20 protein-coding genes are annotated in these 22,881 nt (G+C 45.5%); 9 read left to right on the forward strand and 11 right to left on the reverse strand.

Annotation, left to right across the window (positions count from 1 at the left end; genetic code table 11):
- Positions 1-166: 166 nt before the first annotated feature.
- From FRZ54_RS05555 to FRZ54_RS05570, 4 genes are all read right to left on the reverse strand, one after another.
- Positions 167-1,348 carry a FecR family protein gene (locus FRZ54_RS05555; protein ID WP_147030651.1) on the reverse strand — a complete coding sequence of 394 codons (1,182 nt, stop codon included), beginning with the start codon at positions 1,346-1,348 and terminating at the stop codon, positions 167-169.
- A 98-nt stretch (positions 1,349-1,446) separates the two neighbouring features.
- A complete protein-coding gene (locus tag FRZ54_RS05560) occupies positions 1,447-2,037 on the reverse strand; it encodes a sigma-70 family RNA polymerase sigma factor (RefSeq protein WP_147030652.1) in 591 nt (196 codons plus the stop codon).
- 674 nt (positions 2,038-2,711) lie between these two features.
- Positions 2,712-3,473: a phosphosulfolactate synthase gene (locus FRZ54_RS05565; protein ID WP_147034423.1), complete on the reverse strand. Its 762-nt coding sequence runs from the start codon at positions 3,471-3,473 to the stop codon at positions 2,712-2,714.
- A 432-nt stretch (positions 3,474-3,905) separates the two neighbouring features.
- Positions 3,906-5,309 (reverse strand): tetratricopeptide repeat protein, encoded by a 1,404-nt coding sequence (locus FRZ54_RS05570; protein WP_147030653.1) that lies wholly within the window; start codon positions 5,307-5,309, stop codon positions 3,906-3,908.
- 252 nt (positions 5,310-5,561) lie between these two features.
- Here FRZ54_RS05570 and amaB point away from each other — a divergent pair, with 252 nt between their 5' ends.
- The 8 genes from amaB (at position 5,562) to FRZ54_RS05615 (ending at position 14,070) form a co-directional block, all read left to right on the forward strand.
- Entirely contained in the window at positions 5,562-7,103 is a 1,542-nt protein-coding gene (gene amaB, locus FRZ54_RS05575; protein WP_147030654.1) for an L-piperidine-6-carboxylate dehydrogenase, read from the forward strand.
- 13 nt (positions 7,104-7,116) lie between these two features.
- Positions 7,117-8,712, forward strand: a complete 1,596-nt coding sequence (locus FRZ54_RS05580; protein WP_147030655.1) for a S8 family serine peptidase — start codon at positions 7,117-7,119, stop codon at positions 8,710-8,712.
- A 119-nt stretch (positions 8,713-8,831) separates the two neighbouring features.
- On the forward strand, positions 8,832-9,338 hold the full coding sequence (locus FRZ54_RS05585) for a GbsR/MarR family transcriptional regulator (protein WP_147030656.1): 507 nt from the start codon (positions 8,832-8,834) through the stop codon (positions 9,336-9,338).
- Positions 9,339-9,413: 75 nt separating this feature from the next.
- The gene (locus FRZ54_RS05590; protein ID WP_147030657.1) at positions 9,414-9,779 is read left to right on the forward strand and encodes a hypothetical protein; all 366 of its coding nucleotides are present in this window, start codon (positions 9,414-9,416) and stop codon (positions 9,777-9,779) included.
- A gap of 8 nt (positions 9,780-9,787) precedes the next feature.
- Positions 9,788-10,609 (forward strand): DUF393 domain-containing protein, encoded by an 822-nt coding sequence (locus FRZ54_RS05595; RefSeq protein ID WP_147030658.1) that lies wholly within the window; start codon positions 9,788-9,790, stop codon positions 10,607-10,609.
- 1 nt (position 10,610) lies between these two features.
- The gene (locus tag FRZ54_RS24610) at positions 10,611-12,497 is read left to right on the forward strand and encodes a TIGR01777 family oxidoreductase (RefSeq protein WP_228462629.1); all 1,887 of its coding nucleotides are present in this window, start codon (positions 10,611-10,613) and stop codon (positions 12,495-12,497) included.
- 13 nt (positions 12,498-12,510) lie between these two features.
- Complete coding sequence (locus FRZ54_RS05610) at positions 12,511-12,984, forward strand: hypothetical protein (protein WP_147030659.1); 474 nt, start codon at positions 12,511-12,513, stop codon at positions 12,982-12,984.
- A 102-nt stretch (positions 12,985-13,086) separates the two neighbouring features.
- Positions 13,087-14,070 (forward strand): pyruvate dehydrogenase complex E1 component subunit beta, encoded by a 984-nt coding sequence (locus tag FRZ54_RS05615; protein WP_147030660.1) that lies wholly within the window; start codon positions 13,087-13,089, stop codon positions 14,068-14,070.
- 456 nt (positions 14,071-14,526) lie between these two features.
- On the opposite strand, the gene FRZ54_RS05620 is transcribed toward FRZ54_RS05615, so the two are convergent.
- From FRZ54_RS05620 to murQ, 6 genes are all read right to left on the reverse strand, one after another.
- Positions 14,527-14,907: a hypothetical protein gene (locus FRZ54_RS05620; protein ID WP_147030661.1), complete on the reverse strand. Its 381-nt coding sequence runs from the start codon at positions 14,905-14,907 to the stop codon at positions 14,527-14,529.
- A gap of 89 nt (positions 14,908-14,996) precedes the next feature.
- On the reverse strand, positions 14,997-17,255 hold the full coding sequence (locus FRZ54_RS05625; RefSeq protein WP_187359759.1) for a CRTAC1 family protein: 2,259 nt from the start codon (positions 17,253-17,255) through the stop codon (positions 14,997-14,999).
- Positions 17,256-17,490: 235 nt separating this feature from the next.
- Entirely contained in the window at positions 17,491-18,048 is a 558-nt protein-coding gene (locus FRZ54_RS05630; RefSeq protein ID WP_147030663.1) for a hypothetical protein, read from the reverse strand.
- A gap of 171 nt (positions 18,049-18,219) precedes the next feature.
- Positions 18,220-18,948, reverse strand: coding sequence for a Bax inhibitor-1/YccA family protein (locus tag FRZ54_RS05635; RefSeq protein ID WP_147030664.1), 729 nt, complete (start codon positions 18,946-18,948; stop codon positions 18,220-18,222).
- 133 nt (positions 18,949-19,081) lie between these two features.
- The gene (locus FRZ54_RS05640) at positions 19,082-19,648 is read right to left on the reverse strand and encodes a hypothetical protein (protein ID WP_147030665.1); all 567 of its coding nucleotides are present in this window, start codon (positions 19,646-19,648) and stop codon (positions 19,082-19,084) included.
- Positions 19,649-19,712: 64 nt separating this feature from the next.
- Entirely contained in the window at positions 19,713-20,525 is an 813-nt protein-coding gene (gene murQ / locus FRZ54_RS05645) for an N-acetylmuramic acid 6-phosphate etherase (protein WP_147030666.1), read from the reverse strand.
- A gap of 111 nt (positions 20,526-20,636) precedes the next feature.
- On the opposite strand from murQ, the gene FRZ54_RS05650 reads away from it, so the two are divergent.
- Positions 20,637-22,220, forward strand: coding sequence for a S41 family peptidase (locus FRZ54_RS05650; RefSeq protein WP_147030667.1), 1,584 nt, complete (start codon positions 20,637-20,639; stop codon positions 22,218-22,220).
- Here FRZ54_RS05650 and FRZ54_RS05655 read toward each other — a convergent pair.
- Complete coding sequence (locus tag FRZ54_RS05655) at positions 22,217-22,861, reverse strand: hypothetical protein (protein ID WP_147030668.1); 645 nt, start codon at positions 22,859-22,861, stop codon at positions 22,217-22,219. The two genes, FRZ54_RS05650 and FRZ54_RS05655, sit on opposite strands and share 4 nt — an antisense overlap.
- Positions 22,862-22,881: the final 20 nt, after the last annotated feature.

The raw sequence follows: 22,881 nt of genomic DNA on the forward strand, positions 1-22,881 counted from the left end.
CTATTTTAAGTAAGAAATGTTATGACAATTGCATTTGAGCGTTTAAATAAGCCATTGAGCAGGGGCATCGCAAGTGCTCCTGTTCTGCTTCATAAACCCTCGTTTTTTTACATGCTAAGGCGGGGTTTCTAAATTTCTCATGGTTGTTTTGGTTAAATCGGTTTAATTAATTGGTTTTATCAGGGTGACTTTTTTTCTTGCTTATTTTAATGGTAGATCCTTCGATCGTGAACTTTGCATCCCCGGTTTGCTCCATGATGTTGAGCAGCGTTGAAATGTTGGCAAAGCGTGTTGTTATGGCGCCATAAGTCTCACTTTTTAAGTTGTCATCCTCAAAAACAACATCAACAACATACCATCTCGACACGCTCTTCATAATGTTTTCCAATTTTTCGTCATCAAAATTGAAGTAGCCGTTTTTCCATGCTATCACCTGTTCGGTATTCACTTCCGAAATTTTGATGCCATTTGCTACCGTGGCTTGTTGACCCGGATTTAATAAAGCGGACCTGCCATCGGCAATGATGCGCACTTTACCCTGTAGTAAGCTGGTTTTTGAGTTTGCTTCATCGTCGTATGCGTTTATATCGAACCGGGTGCCTATATCTTCCACCACCTGTTTATCAGTTACCACCCTAAAGGGCATTGCATCATTATGCACCACTTCAAAGTAAGCCTCGCCTTTTAATTCAACACGGCGTTCCTTAACTGCATTAAAATTTACGGGGAATTTGAGCGATGAAAATGCATTGAGCCACACTTTTGATCCATCGGGCAAAACCACCTGGTACTGCCCGCCTTTAGGCGTCTCTATGGTATTAAAGGAGTGTAACTGAGTTGTGCCGGCTGAACCGGGCGCAGTGTTTTGATCTTGGGAAGGTTTGATGGTATAAACCAACTGCCCATCGGCCGATTTGGTTACCTGTATGCCATTCTGATTGGCAATTTCCCCATTCCCGGCATCGGTCAGCGATATTTTTGAGCCATCGGCCAGGGTTAACACCGCTTTATTACGGCCTGGTGGAATATCATTTTTTGGCACTAAAGCAATCCTGTTCTTATCTGCGCCACCCGTAAATTTCGAAACAAGCAACCACGATACGCCCAAAACCACCACTACAGAAGCAGCGGCCAGCCATCTCACATAAGGCATACTTCTGCGTACTGGTCTTATTTCGCGGTTAAGGCGCGAAAGCATAAAATCGCCAACAGCGTCTTCGCTTTCGGGAAACTCCGCATCCTGGTACGCCTTTTGACGATACCAGTTCAAAAGCTCCTCTTTTTCAGCTTCAGAGGCAGTATTATCCCTGAATTTTGAAATTAAAATGTAAATACGTTCCCGGTTCAATTGGTTTTGGGTATTGGTATAGATGTGTACCGCACCAAAGACTTAACCCTACATGGATATTAAAATATATTTAAAAAAAATTAAAGAGTATGAAACGCCTACTTAAGAAAAGCGTAAATCGTATAAAGCGTGAGCAATATCGTCCAGCCGTAATTTTTTAACTCGGCACGGATGATCTTTAAGGCTCTGGTAAGATTAGCCTCCACCGCTTTCTCCGTGATACTTATCCGGGTGGCTATTTCGTGGTTTTTCAAACCCATTTCGCGGCTGTAACGAAAGACCAACCGGCATCTTTCAGGCATTTCTTCTACTATGCCATCAATATATTCCCGCAGAAAAAGGGCGTCAAGTTTAGCTTCATCATTGGTTAGTTCATTAAATTCATAATTAAGGCGGGCGAGCTCGCTCCGGCGATTTTCGCGTTGGTAGTATTTATAAATGCTGAATTTAACCGAAGTTGCCAGGAAGGCCGGAAGATTCGTTACCTCCACCACGTGGCGGCGCTCCCATAACGAAATAAAAACCTCGTGCACGATATCTTTCGACGCCGTATTATCATTGCTATGATTCCAGGCTATCAAAAGCATCTTTTTCCAGTATCTTTTATAAATCTCTGTAAATGCGGTGTGATCGTCCTCTTTCAGCAAGGATGTAAGTTCATGGTCAGTATATAAGCTGTAGTTCAACATATATATCTGAGTTGGTCATCTGGAAGGAACGGTCCCTGTTAAAACAGGGAAAGCCGATGCAGCGAGGAAATTAATATCGCGTTTGATAAAAAATACACGAAGCTTAAAAAGCACCCACGGGGGTAAACCTCTTTGCATAAAAATTAAATTATAAATTAGGTTCGTCTGAATGAAGATTTCTTCAGAAAATACAAGGATACAAATTGTTATAGAATTGTAACAATTTAAATAGAAACTAAATGTTGCACGACCGTCATTATGCTAACTATTCACAAACCGCTTTGCCAGGCATGATGTGGTCCGGCTACCTCGTCGTCTTTCTTATTAGCTAAGCTCCCACTGTCCATAGTTTCTAAACTACGGGTAACCATGCCCGCTTACTTTGGTTCGAATACCATAGAGTGCGCTTTAATCGAGCAGGACCCGATCCGCTGGCCAGCGGATCGCTTACCATAGGATATTAGCCCGACGAGCTGCCAAATGCTCCAGCGAGATTTCGGTCATAAAAAAAGCCTCCAGATGAAAACCTGGGGGCTTCGGTAGCGGGACTCGAACTTATGTCCGCTTACCTGCGGATATGAGCCCGGCGCGCTGACCGCTGTCTCATCTAAATTTTGGTCATAAAAAAGCCTCTCCGATTCATCGGAGAGGCTGATCTCGTATGCAGATGTATTTTAGAGATTCAAAAAATGATCAAAAGTATCACTGCGAATACCCAAACGGAGGGTTTCCAGCGGGATCACCTCGGCCGGGGCTATGTTGCCTAAACTTACATTAGCGCCTATCAGCTTGATGAACCATACCTGCTGCGCTTTTTGCGGAGCTTCCCAAATGATCTTGTCTTCCGGTATCTGGGTTAATATCTCATCCACAAGCCCCTGCCTTACCTCGCCGGAATCGCGGTAGATGCCGACATTGCCGCTTTCGCGGGCTTCGGCTATTACTTTCCACGCACCGGCTTCCAGCTCGGCATTCATCAGCTTTATCCATTTATAAGGGGCAAATATTTTTTGAATGTCTTTGGATCCCACCTCCGAAATGACCGTTACCTGCTCGCTCAGCTTACGGATGTATTCGCATTTTACGTCATGTTCAATCTCGATAGAGCCATCCGAAACTTCGGCATGTTCCAGCTTGTATTTATCCAGTATGCGGCGGTATTCATCAAACTCACCCCGCACAATAAACGCTTCGAATAAAGTGCCCCCAAAGTAAACAGGTATCCCGGCTTCGCGGTATATTTTTAATTTTTCATCCAGGTTTGGTGTAACAAATGACGTTGCCCAGCCAAGTTTAACAATATCGGTATATGGGCCGCCAACCTCTACCAGGTCCTCGGCTTGCCGTAAACTTAATCCCTTGTCCATTACCATGGTTATGCCGCTGTTGCGGGGTTTGGCAGTGCGATCGGGAATATTGCTTAAAGGGTAGTTCATAGGGGATGAAATAAGTTCGGATATGCCGGCGTAGTTCATAGATGTAACGTTTAGTTATAGACTATAACAAAAAGTACTAATGATGCAAATATCATAAAAAAAACGAAAACAAGCTAATCTTATGATTTGCTTAATGTAAAAATGTTAGTAACGGGAGAATACTTAAGAAGTTTTAAAATCTCGCAAAACCGGTTATGTCAACCAAAATATGACATGCGTTTCGTGGTTGCGTCGACAATATTCCCTGCACACTGCTACGTAAAAGAACCATCTGCCAGGATAAGAGAAATTGAAAAACAGAGCGATAAGTGAGGTTGATATTTTAGGTTGATAAGTGAGGTTGATTTGGTAAGGCCCCCTTTTTACAGGGGGCCTTTTCCTTTTTCTTGATTCAGGCCTGGAAAGTTTTAAAACTTCAGTAAGTCTGAGCCATTATTTTGCATATCGGTTGATGATATCCAGTATCACCTTGTTTTTTTGCAACTGAGGCAGGTAATCGAACAGGATATAATGTTTTTCAGGATCGGCAGCCAGGGCCATTTCCAAATGATTCAGCGCCTCCTTATAGTCGCCCGCGGCGAACAGGTAAGCTACCATGCGGTAGTATAGTTCTGCAGCGTCAGGATTGTTTTTTATAGCCTGGGCCATTACTTCCACGGCATCTACCAGGCGGCTTTGCTCATACAATATGGACGAATAATCCAGCCAGGCATCTACATCTATCGGGTTAAGCTCCACCACTTTTTCATAAGCCTGTTCGGCTTCGGCCAGGTGGCCCAGCTTATATTCAGCATCAGCTATCGCGAACCAGTAATCCGCATTGGCGATGTCGAGATCGAGCGCCTTTTTGTAAAAATGCAGCGCCTCGAAATAACGCTCTTCAAAATCAAGCGTCACCCCTATGCCGAACCAGCCATCGGCCAGCTTGGAGTCCATTTTTACTGCCTTTTTGTAAAAGGCACGGGCATCATCCATTTGCTCCAGCTTCTCGTAGCATTCGCCTATTGCACAGTAGGTATCGGCATTAGGCTGTTCATATTCGAAAGTCTGGCGGTAAACTTCTATCGCTTCCGCATATTTTTCAAGGTTCACCAGTGCATTGCCTTTATTAAAGTAGGCGGATGCAAAGCTATCCTTGATCAGGATAGCGTAATCATAAGCATCTATAGCTTTCTCGAACAAACTAAGCTTGGTATAGGCGTTGCCCAGGTTATACCAGGCAGCATAACTGTAGGGCTCGCTGTCGATATATTGCATGTAAAACTGCACGCTCTCCTCCTGGTTGTCCATTACATCATAGCAGAAAGCGAGCTCATACAGCGCGTCCTGGTTTTCCATGTTCTGTTGCAGGCAAAGCTTCAGGTAGGTTATAGCTGTGTCATAGTCGCCCATGTTTTGATATACATAGGAAATATGCAGCAGTATCTCATCGGTCTCTTCGGCCAGGTCAAGCGCCTTCTCGTAATTTTCCAACGCCTCGGCATAGCGCTCCATGTTCTCGTACAGGTTTCCGCGGATGATATAAATATCCGCATCGGAAGCCTCGAGCAGGGCGGCCTTCTCCAGTGAAGCAAAAGCTTCGCTGACGCGATTGGTAACCACCAGAAGTTGTGCCTGTTTGATCAAAAATACAGCGGCGAAGGGGTGCTGGTTGCATGCATATTCAACAACCTGCAGGGCTTTCGCCGGGTCATTCTTTTCGATGTAGTAGTCGATAATGTTTTCAAACGCCTGCGCATCAAAAAAATACTGGTCATGATTACGAATCATTTCTTCGTAACGTTCAACCGAAAACTTGGGGTCCTCGGTGAATCCAAATTCAAAGTCTTCTTCCATTCAATATATTTTTCAGAACGCTAGCGGCCATCAGCCCAATAGTCTAATCAGGGTTTATTTTTGGCTTTTGCTGTCTCAAATTACAACATGTAAGCATCCTCATGGCAATTAAGTTTTCAACATTCAAACATTTTTAACAGCGGTTTTTTGCAACGGTCTGATAATAAATGAAAAGCGATGGTGCTTTGCCGGCAAAGGGTGAGTTGATGACAAATTGCCTTAAAGATTTTTACCTTTGACAAAAATACGATTATGAGCCTTAATATTTCTGAAATTCTTAACCATTTACACATAAACGACAATAATGGTGCGTTTAGTACCGGAAGTAAGTGGGGCGGCGGTAAAGGTGACAGTATAAAGACCATCTACTCGCCTGTTGACGGCAAAAAAATTGCCTCAGTGCAAATGGCTGGGGAAGCAGATTATAATACAGTGATTACACAGGCTGCTGAAGCTTTTAAGCAATGGCGGACCATACCCGCGCCGAAACGCGGCGAAGTAGTGCGGCAGGTAGGCGAAGCTTTACGTACCAAAAAACAGGAGCTTGGCGCCCTGGTATCCTACGAAATGGGCAAGAGCCTGCAGGAGGGCTACGGCGAGGTCCAGGAAATGATAGATATATGCGACCTGGCAGTCGGCCAGAGCCGCCAGTTATTCGGACAGACCATGCATTCGGAAAGGCCCGAGCACCGGATGTACGAGCAATACCACCCGCTTGGGATCATCGGTATCATATCGGCTTTCAATTTCCCGGTTGCAGTTTGGGCCTGGAACGCGGCGCTGGCCTGGATATGCGGTGACGTGTGTGTGTGGAAACCATCGGAAAAAACTCCGCTGACAGCCATCGCCTGCCAGCATATTGTGCAGGAAGTTTTTGAGCGGAACGGCGTACCTGAAGGCGTATCCTGCCTGGTTATCGGCGACCGGGTGATCGGCGAATTAATGTCCAACGACAACCGCGTACCTTTGATATCTGCCACCGGCTCTACGCGCATGGGTAAAGCTGTCGGGGCTGCCGTTGGCGCGCGTTTAGGCCGCAGTTTATTAGAGCTTGGCGGCAACAACGCCATCATCGTAAGCCAGTACGCCGATCTGGATACCGTTTTGATCGGCGCCGTATTTGGTGCCGTGGGTACGGCAGGCCAGCGTTGCACTACTACCCGCAGGCTCATCATTCATGAAAGCGTTTACGATCAATTCAAACAAAAACTGGTAAAAGCTTACGGACAAATACGCATAGGCAACCCTTTGGACGAGCATAACCACATGGGGCCGTTAATAGATAAGGACGCGGTTCAGTTATACCTCGATTCGATAGAAAAATGCAAAGCCGAAGGCGGCAAATTTGTTGTGGAAGGCGGCAGGCTTGAAGGTGCAGATTACGCTTCGAGTTGTTATGTAAAACCCTGCATTGCCGAGGTAGAGAACAGCTACAAGATAGTTCAGCATGAAACTTTTGCGCCTATATTGTACCTCATCAAATATAAAACGCTCGACGAGGCCATTGAACTGCAAAACGGGGTGCCGCAGGGCCTTTCGTCATCCATCATGACCAATAATTTGCGCGAGGCAGAACAATTCCTGTCCTATGCTGGTTCTGATTGCGGTATTGCCAATGTAAACATAGGTACATCGGGCGCGGAGATAGGCGGGGCGTTCGGCGGCGAGAAGGAAACCGGCGGTGGCCGCGAATCGGGTTCGGACGCCTGGAAGGTTTATATGAGAAGGCAAACCAATACTATTAATTATTCAACTAAATTACCACTGGCGCAAGGCATCAAATTCGACCTGTAGCCTTAGATCGAGAATGCATAATTTCCAAAAATACCTTATAAGCTGCTTTGCCGCTTGCGCCCTTTTTTGCGGCTCCCGTTCGTTTGCCCAGCAATTACCCCCTGTTCAGCCCGATCCGCCAAAAAACTGGTATGCACTTGATCTGCAAAAGGATGGCTATTTCGGTATGAGCCTTGCCCAGGCTTATGAGTTTCTGAAAGGCAAGGAAAGCAAGCCCGTAGTGGTGGCTATAATCGACAGCGGGGTGGATACTTTGCAGCAGGATCTGCAGGGTATTTTATGGGTAAACCCGAAAAAGACAGGCAGGGGCGACGTGCACGGCTGGAACTACCTTGGCGGACCAGGCCGCAAGTGTGACTTTAATGAGACTGAAGAAGAAGTAAGGCAGTATTTTAAGCTGAAGGATAAATACGCCCATCTTTCCAAAGCGACCGCACCTGATAAAAAAGAATATGATTTTTGGCTGAACGTAAAAACGCAGTACGATTCGACCCTGAGCAAGGCAAGGACCGAGCTTGAACAGTTATCACCAATATTTAATGCGCTTGTACAAACATCGGGTTTGGTGAGAGCCCAGCTTGGGCTGAAAAATAGCCAGACCTTTACCCGTACGGATGTGGAGCATATGGAAACTAAAAATGATACCATGGCCCAGGTGAAGGATCTTTGGCTGGTGGCATTCAGCCAGGATGTTTCCACAAGCACCAATGTAAAGGTGATAAAGGAGATGAACGAGTACATCACCAAACTCAATAACGACATCAGTCCCGACCTGGAAGCACGCAAGCGCACTGTGGGCGACAATCCCGATATTTTGAACGACAAACCTTACGGGAACAATATCCTTAAATGGGAGGATGCCTCGCATGGCACCGAAGTAGCGGGCCTGGTTGGTGCTAAGCGCGATAACAACTACGGTATCGACGGGGTGGCGGATAACGTAAAACTGATGATCCTGAAAGCGGTGCCTGTTGGCGATGAGTACGATAAAGACGAAGCTAACGCTATACGCTATGCGGTTGATAACGGCGCAAAGGTTATCAACATGAGCTTTGGCAAAAAGATATCACCCCACAAAGCCTGGGTGGATGCAGCTTTTAAATACGCCGCCGCGCACGACGTGCTGCTGGTGCAGGCATCGGGCAATGAGAACCAGGATATGGATGAAAGGCCCGAGTATCCAAATGATACCTTCGAAGACGGTTCAGCTGCTGATGCGGATAACGTGATCAACGTAGGCGCATCAGGCATGAAAGCGGATACCAACCTGGCGACCGATTTCAGCAATTTCGGCAAAAAAAATGTAGATGTGTTTGCCCCCGGTGTTAAAATAACTTCCATCGATATGGATGCTGAAACGATCACCGACGACGGAACCAGTTTTTCGGCTCCTATCGTGTCGGGCATAGCGGCACTGATACGCGAATACTATCCCCAATTGAGCGCCAAACAAGTTAAACAGGCAATACTGCAATCGGCCACACCATTAACGGGTACCAAAGTTTACAAACCAGGCACCCAGCAGATAGTCGATTTTACGTCACTTTCCAAAACCGGCGGTATCGTTAATGCTTATAAGGCATTACAGATCGCTTCGGAAATGAAATAAAGCCTCGCCCGTTGTTCAAATTAGTCAAAGCAAACTAAGCCATAAAGGGATTTTTGAGCTCACAATAAAATAAACTTTCAAAATATTTTGAAAGTTTAAAAATATACTTATATTTGTGCATGGAATTAGCAGAAGGCAAAGCGAAGTTTATTGAAGCATGGGGCAAACTGGGTTCGGAGTGGGGCATCAACCGCACCATGGCGCAGGTACATGCTTTGCTGCTGCTTTCGCCAGACGCTTTGACCACCGAGGAAATTATGGCCGAGCTGCAGATTTCCCGCGGCAATGCCAATATGACCCTGCGCGACCTGATAAACTGGGGACTGATAGAAAAACAGCACCGAGCCGGTGAGCGCAAGGAATACTTTTTTGCAGAAAAAGATGTATGGACCATTGCCCGCCAGGTAGCACAGGAACGCAAAAGGCGCGAACTTGACCCGGTATTGAAAGTATTGAATGAATTATCAGCCATCAAAGGCGACGAGAAAGATCCCCGGTTTAAAACTTTTAAAAAGTCGGTTGGAGATATTAATAAGCTGGCTAAAAATGTAGACCGCACGCTGACCACTATGGTGAAGGCTGAAGAGAACTGGTTTTGGGGTTCGATATTTAAAATATTTAAGTAATATATTTTTTAATCTTATATTTCAATTTTTACTGAAAATACAATAACTATAATCAATAACTTAAACAACAACGTCATGAACTACTTCATTATCACTTACACATTCTACATCGCCATCAGTATAGCGCTTACCATTTGGGTAGCCAAAGTTTTGTTCAAAAACGGCCGGCTGTTTTTAGTTGATATTTTCCATGGCAACGCCCCCCTTGCCGACTCAGTGAACAAGCTGCTTGTAGTCGGATTCTATCTTATCAACCTTGGCTACATGAGCCTTACGTTAAAAGAAAGCGGTTCAATACAAAACACACAGGTAGTAGTAGAAGTATTGAGCTATAAGCTTGGATGGATCATACTCATACTCGGCGGTATGCATTTTCTAAACCTTGTTATTTTCTTCAAACTGAGGCGCCGCGCTCAAAATCACGTTAACGAAATAGAATAATTTACGTCATGAAAACGCTCAACAACCACATCATCCTTTACGATGCCGATTGCCCTATGTGCAAGTTGTATACCAGCCAGTTTGTAAAAAGCGGCATGTTGGGTGCCGACGGTCGCGCACCTTACCAGCAAATGCCCGAAATGGTTTGCCCCTATGTGGACAGGCAGCGGGCGGTTAATGAGATAGCACTCGTAAACACCCAAACCGGCGAAGTCGAGTATGGCGTTAAGAGTTTGTTTAAGGTCATCGGCAATTCATTCCCGGTATTTGGCGGGCTCTTCAAACTGGGGCCGTTTATCTGGCTGTTGAGCAAAGCGTATGGGTTTGTTTCCTACAACAGGCGGGTGATAGCGCCTTCAGTAGCAGGTAACCATACTACGCTCGACCCATCTTTCAGCCTGAAGCACCGTATAGCTTATTTGATCTTTACGTGGCTGATGACAGGTTTCATACTGACGCATTATGCAAATTTGTTGACAGCCTTTGTTCCCCCTGGGAACGCCTGGCGCGAATACGCCATCTGCGGCGGGCAGATACTGTTCCAGGGCATCGTTGTGAGTTTTTACGCGCCAAAAAAGCGCTGGGACTATCTCGGCAATATGATGACCGTCTCCTTTGCGGGCGCTTTGCTGCTGATACCGGTTATCCTTTTGGCGCATTTTGTTTACATCCCGCCGCTCGTCTATCCGTTGTATTTTATTGTTGTTGCCGGGCTAATGCTTTTAGAACACATCCGCCGTACCAAACTGATGAAATTGGGCTGGCTGCTTACCATAAGCTGGGTAATTTATCGTATTCTTATTCTTTTAATTATCCTAAACCTTATATAAAATGAAATACCACAAAATAATATTGGCAGGAGGCAACGGTTATTTGGGAACCGTGCTTGCCGAACATTTTAAACCGCTGGCTGAAGAAGTGATCATCCTCAGCCGTCATTCCAAAGCCGCCGAGGGTAATATCAAGACCCTGGTGTGGGATGGCAAAACCGAAGGCGACTGGGCAGGTGAATTGGAATGCGCCGACCTGCTGGTAAACCTCTGTGGTAAAAATGTCAATTGCCGCTACACGCCGAAGAACAAGCAGGAGATATTGGACTCGCGCATCAACCCGACAAACCTGCTAAATGAGGTGGTTTCTAAATTGAAGAATCCGCCAAAATTATGGATCAACAGTGCTTCGGCAACCATCTATCGGCATGCCGAAGATGTGCCTCAAACCGAGGATTCCGGCGAGATAGGCGAGGGCTTCTCAGTCAACATTTGCAGAGCCTGGGAAAACGCCTTTTTCAATACAAAGACACCACAAACCCGTAAAGTCGCCCTGCGCATAGGCATCGTGTTTGGTAAGGCCGATGCCGTGTTCCCAAGGCTGTTGAACCTGGTAAAACTCGGTTTCGGCGGCAAGCAGGGCAACGGGCGGCAGATGGTATCGTGGATACACGAGCAGGATGTTGCCGGGATAACCGAATGGCTGATGGAGCACCCGGAAATAGAAGGGATGGTTAACGCTACAGCACCCAATCCTGAAAGAAACGATAACCAAATGCGGCTCATTCGCCAGGCTTACGGTGCAAAGTTTGGCCTGCCTACGCCTGCTTGGCTGCTCAGCATCGGCTCCGTGGTCATCGGCACCGAAACCGAACTGATTTTAAAAAGCAGGTGGGTGCTGCCAAAGCGGTTACTGGAGGCAGGGTATATATTTAAATACCCGGATATGAAGGGGGCGGTGGAAGAATGTATTCAAGGCACAAGTCTTTTTGCACGCAAAACTCAAGAAACACTTATAGGGTTGTCCATTCCCCTGGCTTTTGGGTTATTGATGCGATACCTTTTTGGTATTGATAGCTGGAATTCTTTTCTCAGTGTCATGTCCATAAGTTTCCTTTTCCTGGTGCCTTTTGCCATAGGCGTTCTAACTATTCTGTTTTCGCCATTAGCAACTATCAGAAAAATTACTTATCGCATTTTTATGCCATGGCTGCCGATAATCGGGCTTTTGACATTAACCCTTGCCTTTTCGATGGAGGGTTTTGCCTGCTGGATCATGGCGCTACCACTTTTTCTGCCCATGGCATCCCTGGGAGGGCTTACCATGGGTTATTTCAGGTTGAAAAAACACAGGAATGAAAAGACATATGCATCCTTACTGGTTTTGCTGCCGCTTCTTATTTCGCCCGTTGAACAACTGATCGGTAGTATACCCGGCCGGTACGAGGCCTATACTTACATCGATATTCGTTCAAACCGTAATCATATCTGGGAAAATGTAACCCGCGTTAAGCCCATAAAGCCGGAACAGGACAAAGGCTGGCTCACGAGTTCGCTCGGCTTTCCGAGACCGATACGTGCTGAACTTAATTACAACGGGGTCGGCGCTTATCGCAAGGCTGTTTTTAGTAAGGGTTTGGTATTTCATGAAGAAGTAAAATCGTACCTGGATCAGCGGAGCATGCATTTTTCTATCAAAGCCAATCCTTATGATATACCGTCGACGACCATGGATAAACACGTGGTTATAGGCGGTGATTATTTCGATGTATTAGACGGTACTTACGTGCTCCAGCAACTATCGCCCGGTACGTACCGCCTTCATCTTTACAGTCATTTTAAGATGACCACCACTTTCAATTTTTACGCATCCTGGTGGGCAGGGTGGATCATGAAGGATATTCAGAACAATATTTTGCAAATAATAAAAGAGCGCGCCGAACGATAGGCCTTATCAAGTGATGAAAGAAAGAACCCTAAAACGCCGCATTAAAATATGTCTCTGGATAGTCATCAGCGGCCTGGCACTAAGCGGCATAACCGCATTTCCTTTGGAGAGCGAACTGGCAATTTTAAAAGATCATATTAGCCCCGGTAGCCTGATGGGTAACTGGATAGTTCATATTTACAACGCCGTAAAAACCACCAATAACCAATTCCCATGGCTTAGTTACGGTACCGACTGGCTGGCCTTCGCGCACCTGGTCATCGCCGTTGTGTTTATTGGTCCGTTGCGCGACCCGGTACGGAATATCTGGGTCATCCATTTCGGCATGATCGCCTGTGTAGCTGTGTTCCCGCTGGCTTTTATTGCAGGGTCGATAAGAGGTATCCCTTTTTTCTGGCAATTGATCGATTGTTCGTTCGGGCTGATCGGGTTCGTGCCCCTTTATTTCTGCGATAAGTATGTCCGTCTGCTCGAAAGGTCAGTATAAATCCATATTTTATATAAGCTGTTTGTTACAGGGGCAATGAATTGTTTTTACAAGTTCATTCCCTATATTTGCGTTCGCGAAAAATTCATTTTTAGAAACATAATGAGAGAAATACAATTCAGAGAAGCGCTTCGGGAAGCAATGAGCGAAGAAATGCGCAAAGACGATAAAATATACCTGATGGGCGAAGAGGTTGCCGAATACAACGGCGCTTATAAAGTAAGCCAGGGTATGCTGGATGAATTTGGTGCAAAACGGGTGATAGACACGCCCATCTCTGAATTGGGTTTTGCCGGCATCGGTATCGGTTCGGCAATGAACGGCCTGCGCCCGATCATCGAGTTCATGACCTTCAATTTCTCGCTGGTAGCTATCGACCAGATCATCAACGGCGCCGCAAAGATCATGTCGATGAGCGGCGGCCAGTTTTCGGTGCCTATCGTGTTCCGCGGCCCAACGGGTAACGCGGGTATGCTAAGCTCGCAACATAGCCAGTGCTTTGAGAACTGGTATGCCAATTGCCCCGGTTTAAAGGTGGTTGTCCCTTCAAACCCGGCAGATGCTAAGGGCTTGTTAAAATCGGCCATCATCGACCCGGACCCGGTGATCTTCATGGAATCAGAGCTGATGTACGGCGACAAAGGTGAAGTGCCGGAAGAAACTTATTACATCCCGCTGGGTAAAGCAGCAGTTACCAAAGAAGGTTCTGATGTTACGCTGGTAGGCTTTGGAAAGATAATGAAAGTTGTTAACGCCGCCGCTGCCGAACTGGAAAAAGAAGGCATCCATGCCGAGGTGATCGACCTGCGCACGGTACGCCCGATAGATTATGATACGGTAATAGCATCTGTGAAGAAAACCAACCGCCTGGTGCTGGTTGAGGAAAGCTGGCCATTGGGTTCAATAGCTACCGAAGTTGCGTTCAAAGTTCAGAAGGACGCGTTCGATTACCTTGATGCTCCTATCCTGCGCATTATGGGCGGCGACGTTCCGCTGCCTTACGCACCTACACTGATACAGGAATATCTTCCAAACCCTGAAAGAGTGATCAAGGCGGTGAAGGAAGTGATGTACGTGACGAAATAAAGCTCTAAGTTAAAGCATTTTGAAAGGGCCCCCGATCAATCGGGGCCCTTTTTGGTTCTTGCCGAGGCAAAATAGGGTTAACATGGTTAATACAATTTGAGCCATTTTGTAGCTAATTACTTAATTATCAGAGTATTAGCAAAAACGGGTGTTAACCATAAATAAATTACTTGTATAGCTTTCTCCGGATGAGTCAGGATAGCTTCATTAACCTCCCCGAGCGCTTGTTCAGCTTCCTGTTTTCTTAAGGTTTTTTTAAAGGGTGCCCAAGGGGCTTTGCCATTGAGGGCACTGCCCGAACTCTTAAACAAAAGCGGGCATCAATTATTGCAAGGCACTCAGGTGATTAATTTGAATCGTAAGGCCAAAGAATAAATGGACATCGTCATATCAGGCAGGTAAACAAAAAATGCCTCCCGTTTATGGGAAGGCATTGATATAAAAGATTGTCCTTTGTTAGTTCGTTGAAGCTGCGCTCCATCCGTCACTCCAGCCGCTGCCGCCTGTTTTGTGGGTGTCATTTACCATCTTCTCATATTTAACAGCCTGCTTAGGTGTTAATACTGTTTTTATCTTTTTGATGGTCGCAGCGCGCAACGGGGCTATGTCAGCCATCATTTTATTGGTGTTCCCTTTTTTGGCCACTTTGATCTTCTCGAACTTTTCAGCCGATTCTTTATAAATAGCCGCAACTTTTGCCGTCTGCTCATCGGTCAGTTTCAGTTCTTTTTGCAGGCCTTTGGCTTTTTCTATAGGGTCGGTAGTCGATTTAACCTGGGCCCGGGCTGCCGTCGATATCCCGATGAACAGGCAGCATATTAAAAGGATTCTTTTCATTGTTTTGATGTGTTTGGGGTCGGTATTATTTAAATATAATTTGCTGTCATACAGAAGCAAAGATAATCATAAATAGGTTTTATTTAATATTATTTACATATCGGGGTGCTGGCGTTCATGTTCATTTTCATCATTTTTTCGGGCCTGGATTTATAGGAAAGTTTTTCAAAGTGATCAATTCCGGCCCTGTTATTACCTTCGGTGATATGAAGGAACTGGTTTGGCGCAACATTTGTGAAGTGCTGAACAGCATTGGTTCCCGCCCAGGTTATTTCAATATCATCGATCACCTTTGCCTGCCCAATACCAAGTTCCTGCCGCAGTGGTTGTGACCCAAAGCTTCCACCCGAATTAACGTCTTTATAAACACTTCGCTTAACGCCATTCTCGGTAAAAGTTAATTTAATGTGGCTGCCTATTGCTGCTTTGTTTGCCTTAGTTCCTTCAAGCTTAAGACTTATCCAGTTGTTGCCGTTCTGACCCGGATTAACATATAATGAACTGGTGTATGAATCGCCGGCAAAAGCACCGCCCATTTCAATAAAAACGTCTTGTATCCCGTTATTCCTGATATCGGCAAAAGCCACACCATGCCCTTTTTGCAGGTTTCCCATACGAGATGAGGTTGTTACATCCGCATAACGTTTTCCTTCGATATTTCTAAACAGCTTATTAGGCACCAGCGATTTAAAATCGGGGTTCCCTGTGCCGAAATACATATCGGGAAAACCATCATTGTCAATATCGCCGAAATTTGCGCCCATGCTGTAAACCACTTTATCTAGCCCCATCTGTTTGGTTACGTTAGTAAAAGTGCCATTGTGATTGTTGCGGTACAGGAATATGTTACCGGCCTTAGGCACTGGCTTTCCCACAGCATAAGCCCCGGCATACCAGGCCAGGCTGGTCTGGAATTGATAATCTGCGACCATAATATCCGGCCATCCGTCATTATTGTAGTCATAAAACCAGGTAGTAAACGTTCCTTCATCGTTATCCATCAGCCCGGCTGCCCTTGTGACATTTTGAAAATCTGGTATAGCGCCCTGTTTTCCTTTGTTCTTCAGCAGATATTTTTCTCCCGTAAGCGTTGAAACGAAAATATCAGGGTAGCCGTCATGATTATAATCGGCTGATGTAACACCTTTTACAAAATCAGTAACATCGCAGTGCGCTTTGTCAGCAACATTGGTAAAAGTGCCGTCATGATTATTCATGAACAACATGCTGGTATGCACCCCGCCTTTATCGTCCATTCCCGAATTTTCGGTGCCGACGAATACATCCAGCCAACCATCGTTATTAAAGTCGGCCCATGTAGCTGCCTGGGTCGGCTGAAAAAATAGCAGACCGCTGGAAGAGGTTACATCAGTAAAGGTGCCATCGCCATTGTTGCGCAGTAGCGAGCTTGGCTGATTACCAAATCCCTGGCTGTTCCAGGCGCCTCTTAAAACAAAGATATCCAGCTTACCATCATTGTTATAATCGGTTTGCTGTATGTTCAGGCCCCCATTTATACCTGTCAGGCCGCTTTGGGCAGTCAGGTCGCTAAAGGTGCCATTCTTGTTATTCTGGAAATAATGCATCGGGTCGTCCAGGTCCCAGCCTGAAGTTACGATATCCAGGTAACCATCGTTGTTAAAATCATCCACGATAACGCCGCCTGCCCTGCCGTTGACATTCAGACCAAGATCAGCAGCCATATCTTTAAATGGCCTTACCTTATCAATCGTATCCGCATCGAGACCGGGTATCAAAAACTCACGCGGTACACCCTTTGGATAACGCCCAAGCGTCATATAAGCGATATTGAGCAGCCATTTGGATTCATAGTCATCCGGCCTCGCTTTTAATATGCCCTGGTATACATCGATAGCTTTTTGCGACCCGGTTTTGATCTGATGGATGCCCCCGTCTTTTATCGGGAAAATACAGGAGGCCCCAGTATGATTAAGCATACAATTGCTCCGTTCGCCCAGGCGCATGTATGCTATTGCCACGTCGGGCATGATCCCGCCTAAACCCATGTAATCCATTTTCTGAAGTACACTATCGTAAAGGGCAACCGATTCCTGTTCCTTACCGACTTTAAGATCAAGTGATGCTTTCATTAGTAGTAAATTAATGTCGTGGCTGTATTCTTTGAGCCGCAGCAGCGAGTCGCAATGTGCCACTTTGGATTCAGGGTTAAACGGATTTGATATGCTGTTATGCTTTTCACTCAGATACTTAAGCGTATTGATCATCTTCTCGTGAGATGAATTTCTGTTAATCAGGATAAAGCTGAAGATGCCAGTCAAAACAACCAGCCCCGCTACTATCCCTATATGTTTTTTTTCGATTTTCACGTCTTTAAATATTATGCGCCTCTGCATGGGCCGAAATGACCGGCATTCGTAAGCGCAATTCTTTAATAAAATGTTTAATGGAAGTTTTAAAGTGTTCTCAGCACTTGTTTTTGAAAAACAACACTATGGAAGTAGCTTTAGCCGATGCTTAAATAAACTTACTGCCACACCATAACTCGGCGCAAACCTGTAAAATAGCATCAGGGTGCATGATGAAAAACCTGTAAAACTTAATTCAGGAAAGTTGGGCTGATTCTTCGGGTGGTTCGCCGGGGCTGGCAATAGGAATTTCGACAATAGCGGAACCGGTCCGGCTGATCTGCTTTTTTAGCGTTCTGACAGGCGTCAGAAAACGGTAATAGCATGTTTGGTAATTGTAAACACTTACCCCGTCTGCCTTGATCAGTGGAACGTGCTCCTTTTTACCAAAGGGAACATCGGCTATCTTACGGGCATTAATAATGTTTTCGTTGTGCAGCCTGGTAGTTTCGTAGTTAGGCACACACATCAGGTATACGGTGTCCCTTGTCATTTTTAGCTTTACGTAATTATATGAACCATTTTTAAACTGCACCTGCCCGCTAATGTAAACATAGTCAGTCCAGTCCTGCACGGCACCCATTTTTACCGGGAGCTTTACTTCGAAAAGATCATCAAGTTTATAGTTGTTTTTGGCGATCTGTTCGTTGAATAATTTGTCGGATTTATATACCAGGTATTGGTAAAGCATCATATGCCCGTATAGACTGAACAGGTGAAGAAAAAGCAAGGCGATAGCAAATAATCTCTTCAATCGGCTAAAATGTTGAGCACAGGTAATTGCTTAAAAGTAAAAATACCGCTTTATTATTTAATAATGCAAGCTTTATATCTTTTTTAAGATACTTTACTGACTATCGTAAAAAAGAAAAAGCCTCCTGACCATCAGGAGGCTTTGATACCATTATTCGTATTTTTCAGAAAATTACTTTCTGCTGCCGAAAATGCGCATCATCGACATAAACAAATTGATAAAAGTTGTGTAAAGAATAAAGGCGCCGATCAACACCAGTTTCTTTGAACTCTCTGTACCATACTCAATACCTGCACCAATACGTTTTAGCATTTGCATGTAATAGGCGGTAAGGCCAACCATAATTGCCACAAATACAAAGCTTATGATATATTGTAATTGTGAACTTCCTAAGAAGAAATTGACGAGGCTAACCGCAAATGCACCAAAAAATAATATGATCAATACCGAGCCGAATTTGGTAAGGTCCATACTTGTTGTATAGCCGGCGATTGCCATTATTCCGAATACAAGCGCAGAACTCAGGAAAACTCCAAAGATTGAAGTCGCGGTATAAAGAATACCTAAAAAACTCAGGCTGACGCCAATTGTAAAAGCATAGGTTATAAACAAAGCTAACAATGCTACATAAGAAATACGGTTAAAGCCAAAGCTTATAACAAACGAAAACGCAACAGGGGCAAAAATAGCCACGTACCCTAATCCGGTAAGACCAGTAACTGGATTAACAAGTAGTTCGAGTAAATTATTATTTGCGTAAAATTCAAATGCGGTAAAAGCAGATATACCCAAAGCGGCGAACATCCATAAGAACACCTTAGCTAAATACTTTCGTGATGCTGCTGCATCTTCTATCTGGATCACATTCTGATAAGTGTAATCCGGGTTTTGATTTTCCATTTTTTAAAATTGATTTTTAATAATACGAATTTACGAAAATAATGTGCACATGTGCGAATATGCAAATGCGCAAATTGTAAAGTGATTGGTTAAAAATGGCATTTGCACATTCAAACATCTGCATATCTGCACATTAATTCAACCTTTTCACCAGTTGTTCCTCCACTTTTTTAAAGAACTGGATAGGTTTCAGGTTTCGCCAAATCAGGTCGTCCAGTTCTCCGCCAAAATTGATGTAGTAGTCGATATTGTTGCGCTTGAACTCATCGATCACGTGCTCCCTGAAATTCACACCCGCTATCCATCCGTCCTCTACATCCTGGAACCATTCTTCATAGTAACAATCGTCGGACGAATGGAAATTCAATACATTCTCACCTATCAGCACAAACTTATTGATACCGCTATCCACCATCAGCTCCAGCAATTCACGCTTCATCAGCATGATGTCATTGTTGATGGCATCGTTCCACTCGCCTATAAGTTCGATGATGGTATAGCCGCGTTCGTAGTCGGCAAACAGAACTTTCAGGTATAAGGTATTGGAACCGAACGAATCCCATTGGGGATGCAGCAGGTAATTGTATATCTGTTTGTCAAACTCGAACTCGCTGTATTCCGTTGCGTAAAAAGGAGAATATTCGTCCTCAGATGCTATATAATCATCCCTCCACTTATAATACGGCTCTATCTCGTGCATAGCCCCCTCCTTTATTTAGCGCTATATTAAAAAAAATAATGTTAATTAAATGCAAGCCCCGTGTTTACTTAGCGTTCATATAAACTTCCACCGCTTTTCGCACGCTGCCGTACTTTAGCAGCAGGTCGGCGGCCTCCTGTTCCGGCAGACCGGTGTAATTCATCACCATATGCGTACCGCGGTCGACCAGCTTATGGTTGGATAGCTGCATATCCACCATTTTATTACCTTTTACCCTTCCTAATTGTATCATTACAGCGGTCGATAGCATGTTCAGCACCAGTTTTTGGGCCGTTCCTGCTTTCATGCGTGTCGACCCGGTCACAAATTCCGGACCGGTTACAACCTCTACCGGGAATTTGGCCGCCGCAGCCACCGGGCTGCCGGTATTACACACAATGCAGCCCGTGGCCACATTATTTTTATTTGCCATCTGCAGTCCGCCTATTACGTAAGGGGTAGTGCCCGATGCCGCTATACCTACCAAAACATCTTTTTCGCTGATATGGTATACAGACAGGTCCTTCCAGGCTTGTTCAGCGTCATCCTCGGCGAATTCAACGGCTTTGCGAATGGCGCTGTCGCCGCCGGCTATGATCCCCACTACACGATCAAAATCAACCCCGAAAGTAGGCGGGCATTCCGATGCGTCTACTATCCCCAGCCGACCGCTTGTGCCCGCTCCGATATAGAAAAGCCTGCCGCCGGCCTTCATTTTTTCGGCCGTTACGGTTACCAGTTTTTCTATCTGGGGCAGGGCCTTTGCAACAGCAACCGGAACCGTATGGTCCTCTCTGTTAATACTTTGCAATATCTCCGACACCGGCATTTGCTCCAGGTTATTGTATTTGGAATCGCGTTCGGTGGTTTTTTCCATTTTTATGTCAATACTTTGCAACAAAAGTCGGCAAAAAACGTCAAAAGCAATACTTTAGCTATATATAATATTATTAAGCATGGATACAATGCTTAAATTTGTGCGAGGAATATGAAGAGAGCGGCATCCATTATTTTCAGGTCATTGATACTGGTACTTGCAGGCATAGCTATCGGCCTGGTGCTGGGCGATAATGTACGCAGGGGACTTTCGCTGCCCGGGGGTAACAAGGTGTCGAAAGTGATGCAACTGGTGCGGCACAATTATGTTGATTCTGTTAATACCGACAGCCTGGAAGGGGTAACGGTAAATAACCTGCTGCAGAACCTCGATCCGCATTCGCTTTACCTGCCGCCACGGCAAGCCGAGTCGATCAATGAGAAGCTCGACGGTGGTTTTAACGGTATTGGTATCGAATACCAGTTGCTGCGTGATACCCTGATCATTACCCAGGTTTACGACAATGGTCCGGCCATGAAAGCAGGTATCATTGCCGGTGACAGGGTGATAGAAGTGAACGGGAAAAAATTCTCGGGGACACATCTTAACCAGGAGATCGTAAGCAGGACATTCAGGGGGCAAAAAGATTCCCTCATCGCTTTGTCGGTTGTGGGCCCTGCAGATAACTCCCTTAAAACTTACCATATCAAACGCGGCTATGTGGATTTGAGCAGCCTTGATGCCGCGTATATAGCTGCGCCTTCCGTCGGTTATATCAAGATCAGCAAGTTTGCCGCCACTACGGATAATGATTTCCGGTCGGCCCTTAAAAAACTGCAGGCCTCAGGGATGCAAAAATTGGTGCTCGACCTGCGCGGTAATGGCGGAGGCTACTTAAGCTCGGCTACCGAGCTGGCCAGTGAATTTTTGAATAAGGGCAAGCTTATTGTGTATACACGCGGCGTGCACGAGCCACGTACCGACTATATGGCTACGGATTCGGGCCTGTTTCACAACGGCAAGCTGGCTGTTTTGATCGATGAATATTCTGCATCAGCAAGCGAGATATTAGCAGGCGCCCTGCAGGACCTGGACCGCGCGGTTATAGTGGGCCGCCGCTCGTTCGGTAAGGGTTTGGTGCAGCAGCAATTTGGGTTTGGTGACGGATCGGCCGTAAACTTAACCGTGGCGCGTTATTATACACCCTCCGGCAGATCGATACAAAAATCATATAAGGACGGTGTTGAAAACTACCGCAACGAAGTGGCAGAGCGCATACAAAAGGGCGAGCTTTTTTCGGAGGAGAATTACCTTACCGATAGCGCCTTTAAAAGAGCGACTGCCTATCATACGGCAAAGGGCCGCAAGGTGTTTAGCGGCGGTGGCATTATGCCCGATGTATTCGTGCCGGCTGATACAAGCGGTAATACCCAGCTGATACAGGAACTTGGCGAGGCGCAGCTGTTTAACGCTTACGTGATTGATAAAATGCAACCGGTTTTAAAAGGGTTTAAAGCCGACAGCAGCTTTCTGAAAAACTACAATGTGAACAACGACCAATTCGACGACTTTATTGGCTATGCATCCAAAACGTTGAAGGAAATGGATTCGAAGGAAGTAAAAGTGTCGAAAGACAATATCAAATTATTGCTAAAAGCTTACGCCGCGCGCTACAAATGGGGCGATACGGCTTACTTCCAGGTGCTTAACAGCGATGACAGTACGCTCAAACGGGCCATTGCCGAAATTAACTAATACAATACTATGCCACTGAAATAGACAATATTCTGGCGATTGTCGTCACGGAATATTGCAACCGGGTACTCGGTGTTTTTCGGCCTGACCGCCCACGCCTTAACGATATTGGGCGTTTCGTTCCCGGTACCTGCATTCAAATTATAGTATCCAAAACGCGCCACAAGACATGAGTCACGGAACCCATTGTAGGCGTCTGCCGTGGTGTTTTTCTTTAGCTCCGTCATATATAAACTCCTTAACAGCGGTAAAGACAACGTTGAATGTGTGTCAAGGGGTACGGAAGCATACCTTTTGCCCGATGTATGCTGGTAAACGCCATCTAAAAAATGATATCCAAAATCGTCTGATAGCACAGGCAGCCCTTTGATAAATTGGATGGCGGCTATATACTGGTAAACATGTGTACCGTTTTCGGCATTTGTGATCGTATCGCGCAGGTTGATATACTCCATCTCGATATCATTGGTCGCAATATGATTGTTCTGTAATAACTGTAGTGCAGCAAGCGAATCGGCAGGGTTAAGCCCGAAACTTTGTGTTTGCCGCTGGCTGATACAACCGTTATCGCCGTTTATATCATTTTTTTTGCAGGAAGCCAGTACTGCCAATGCAAAAAGGATAAGGAAAATATGCTTCATACGACCAGTTTTAATAGTAT

It is taken from the genome of Mucilaginibacter ginsenosidivorans (genome assembly GCF_007971025.1).
Classification (GTDB): domain Bacteria; phylum Bacteroidota; class Bacteroidia; order Sphingobacteriales; family Sphingobacteriaceae; genus Mucilaginibacter; species Mucilaginibacter ginsenosidivorans.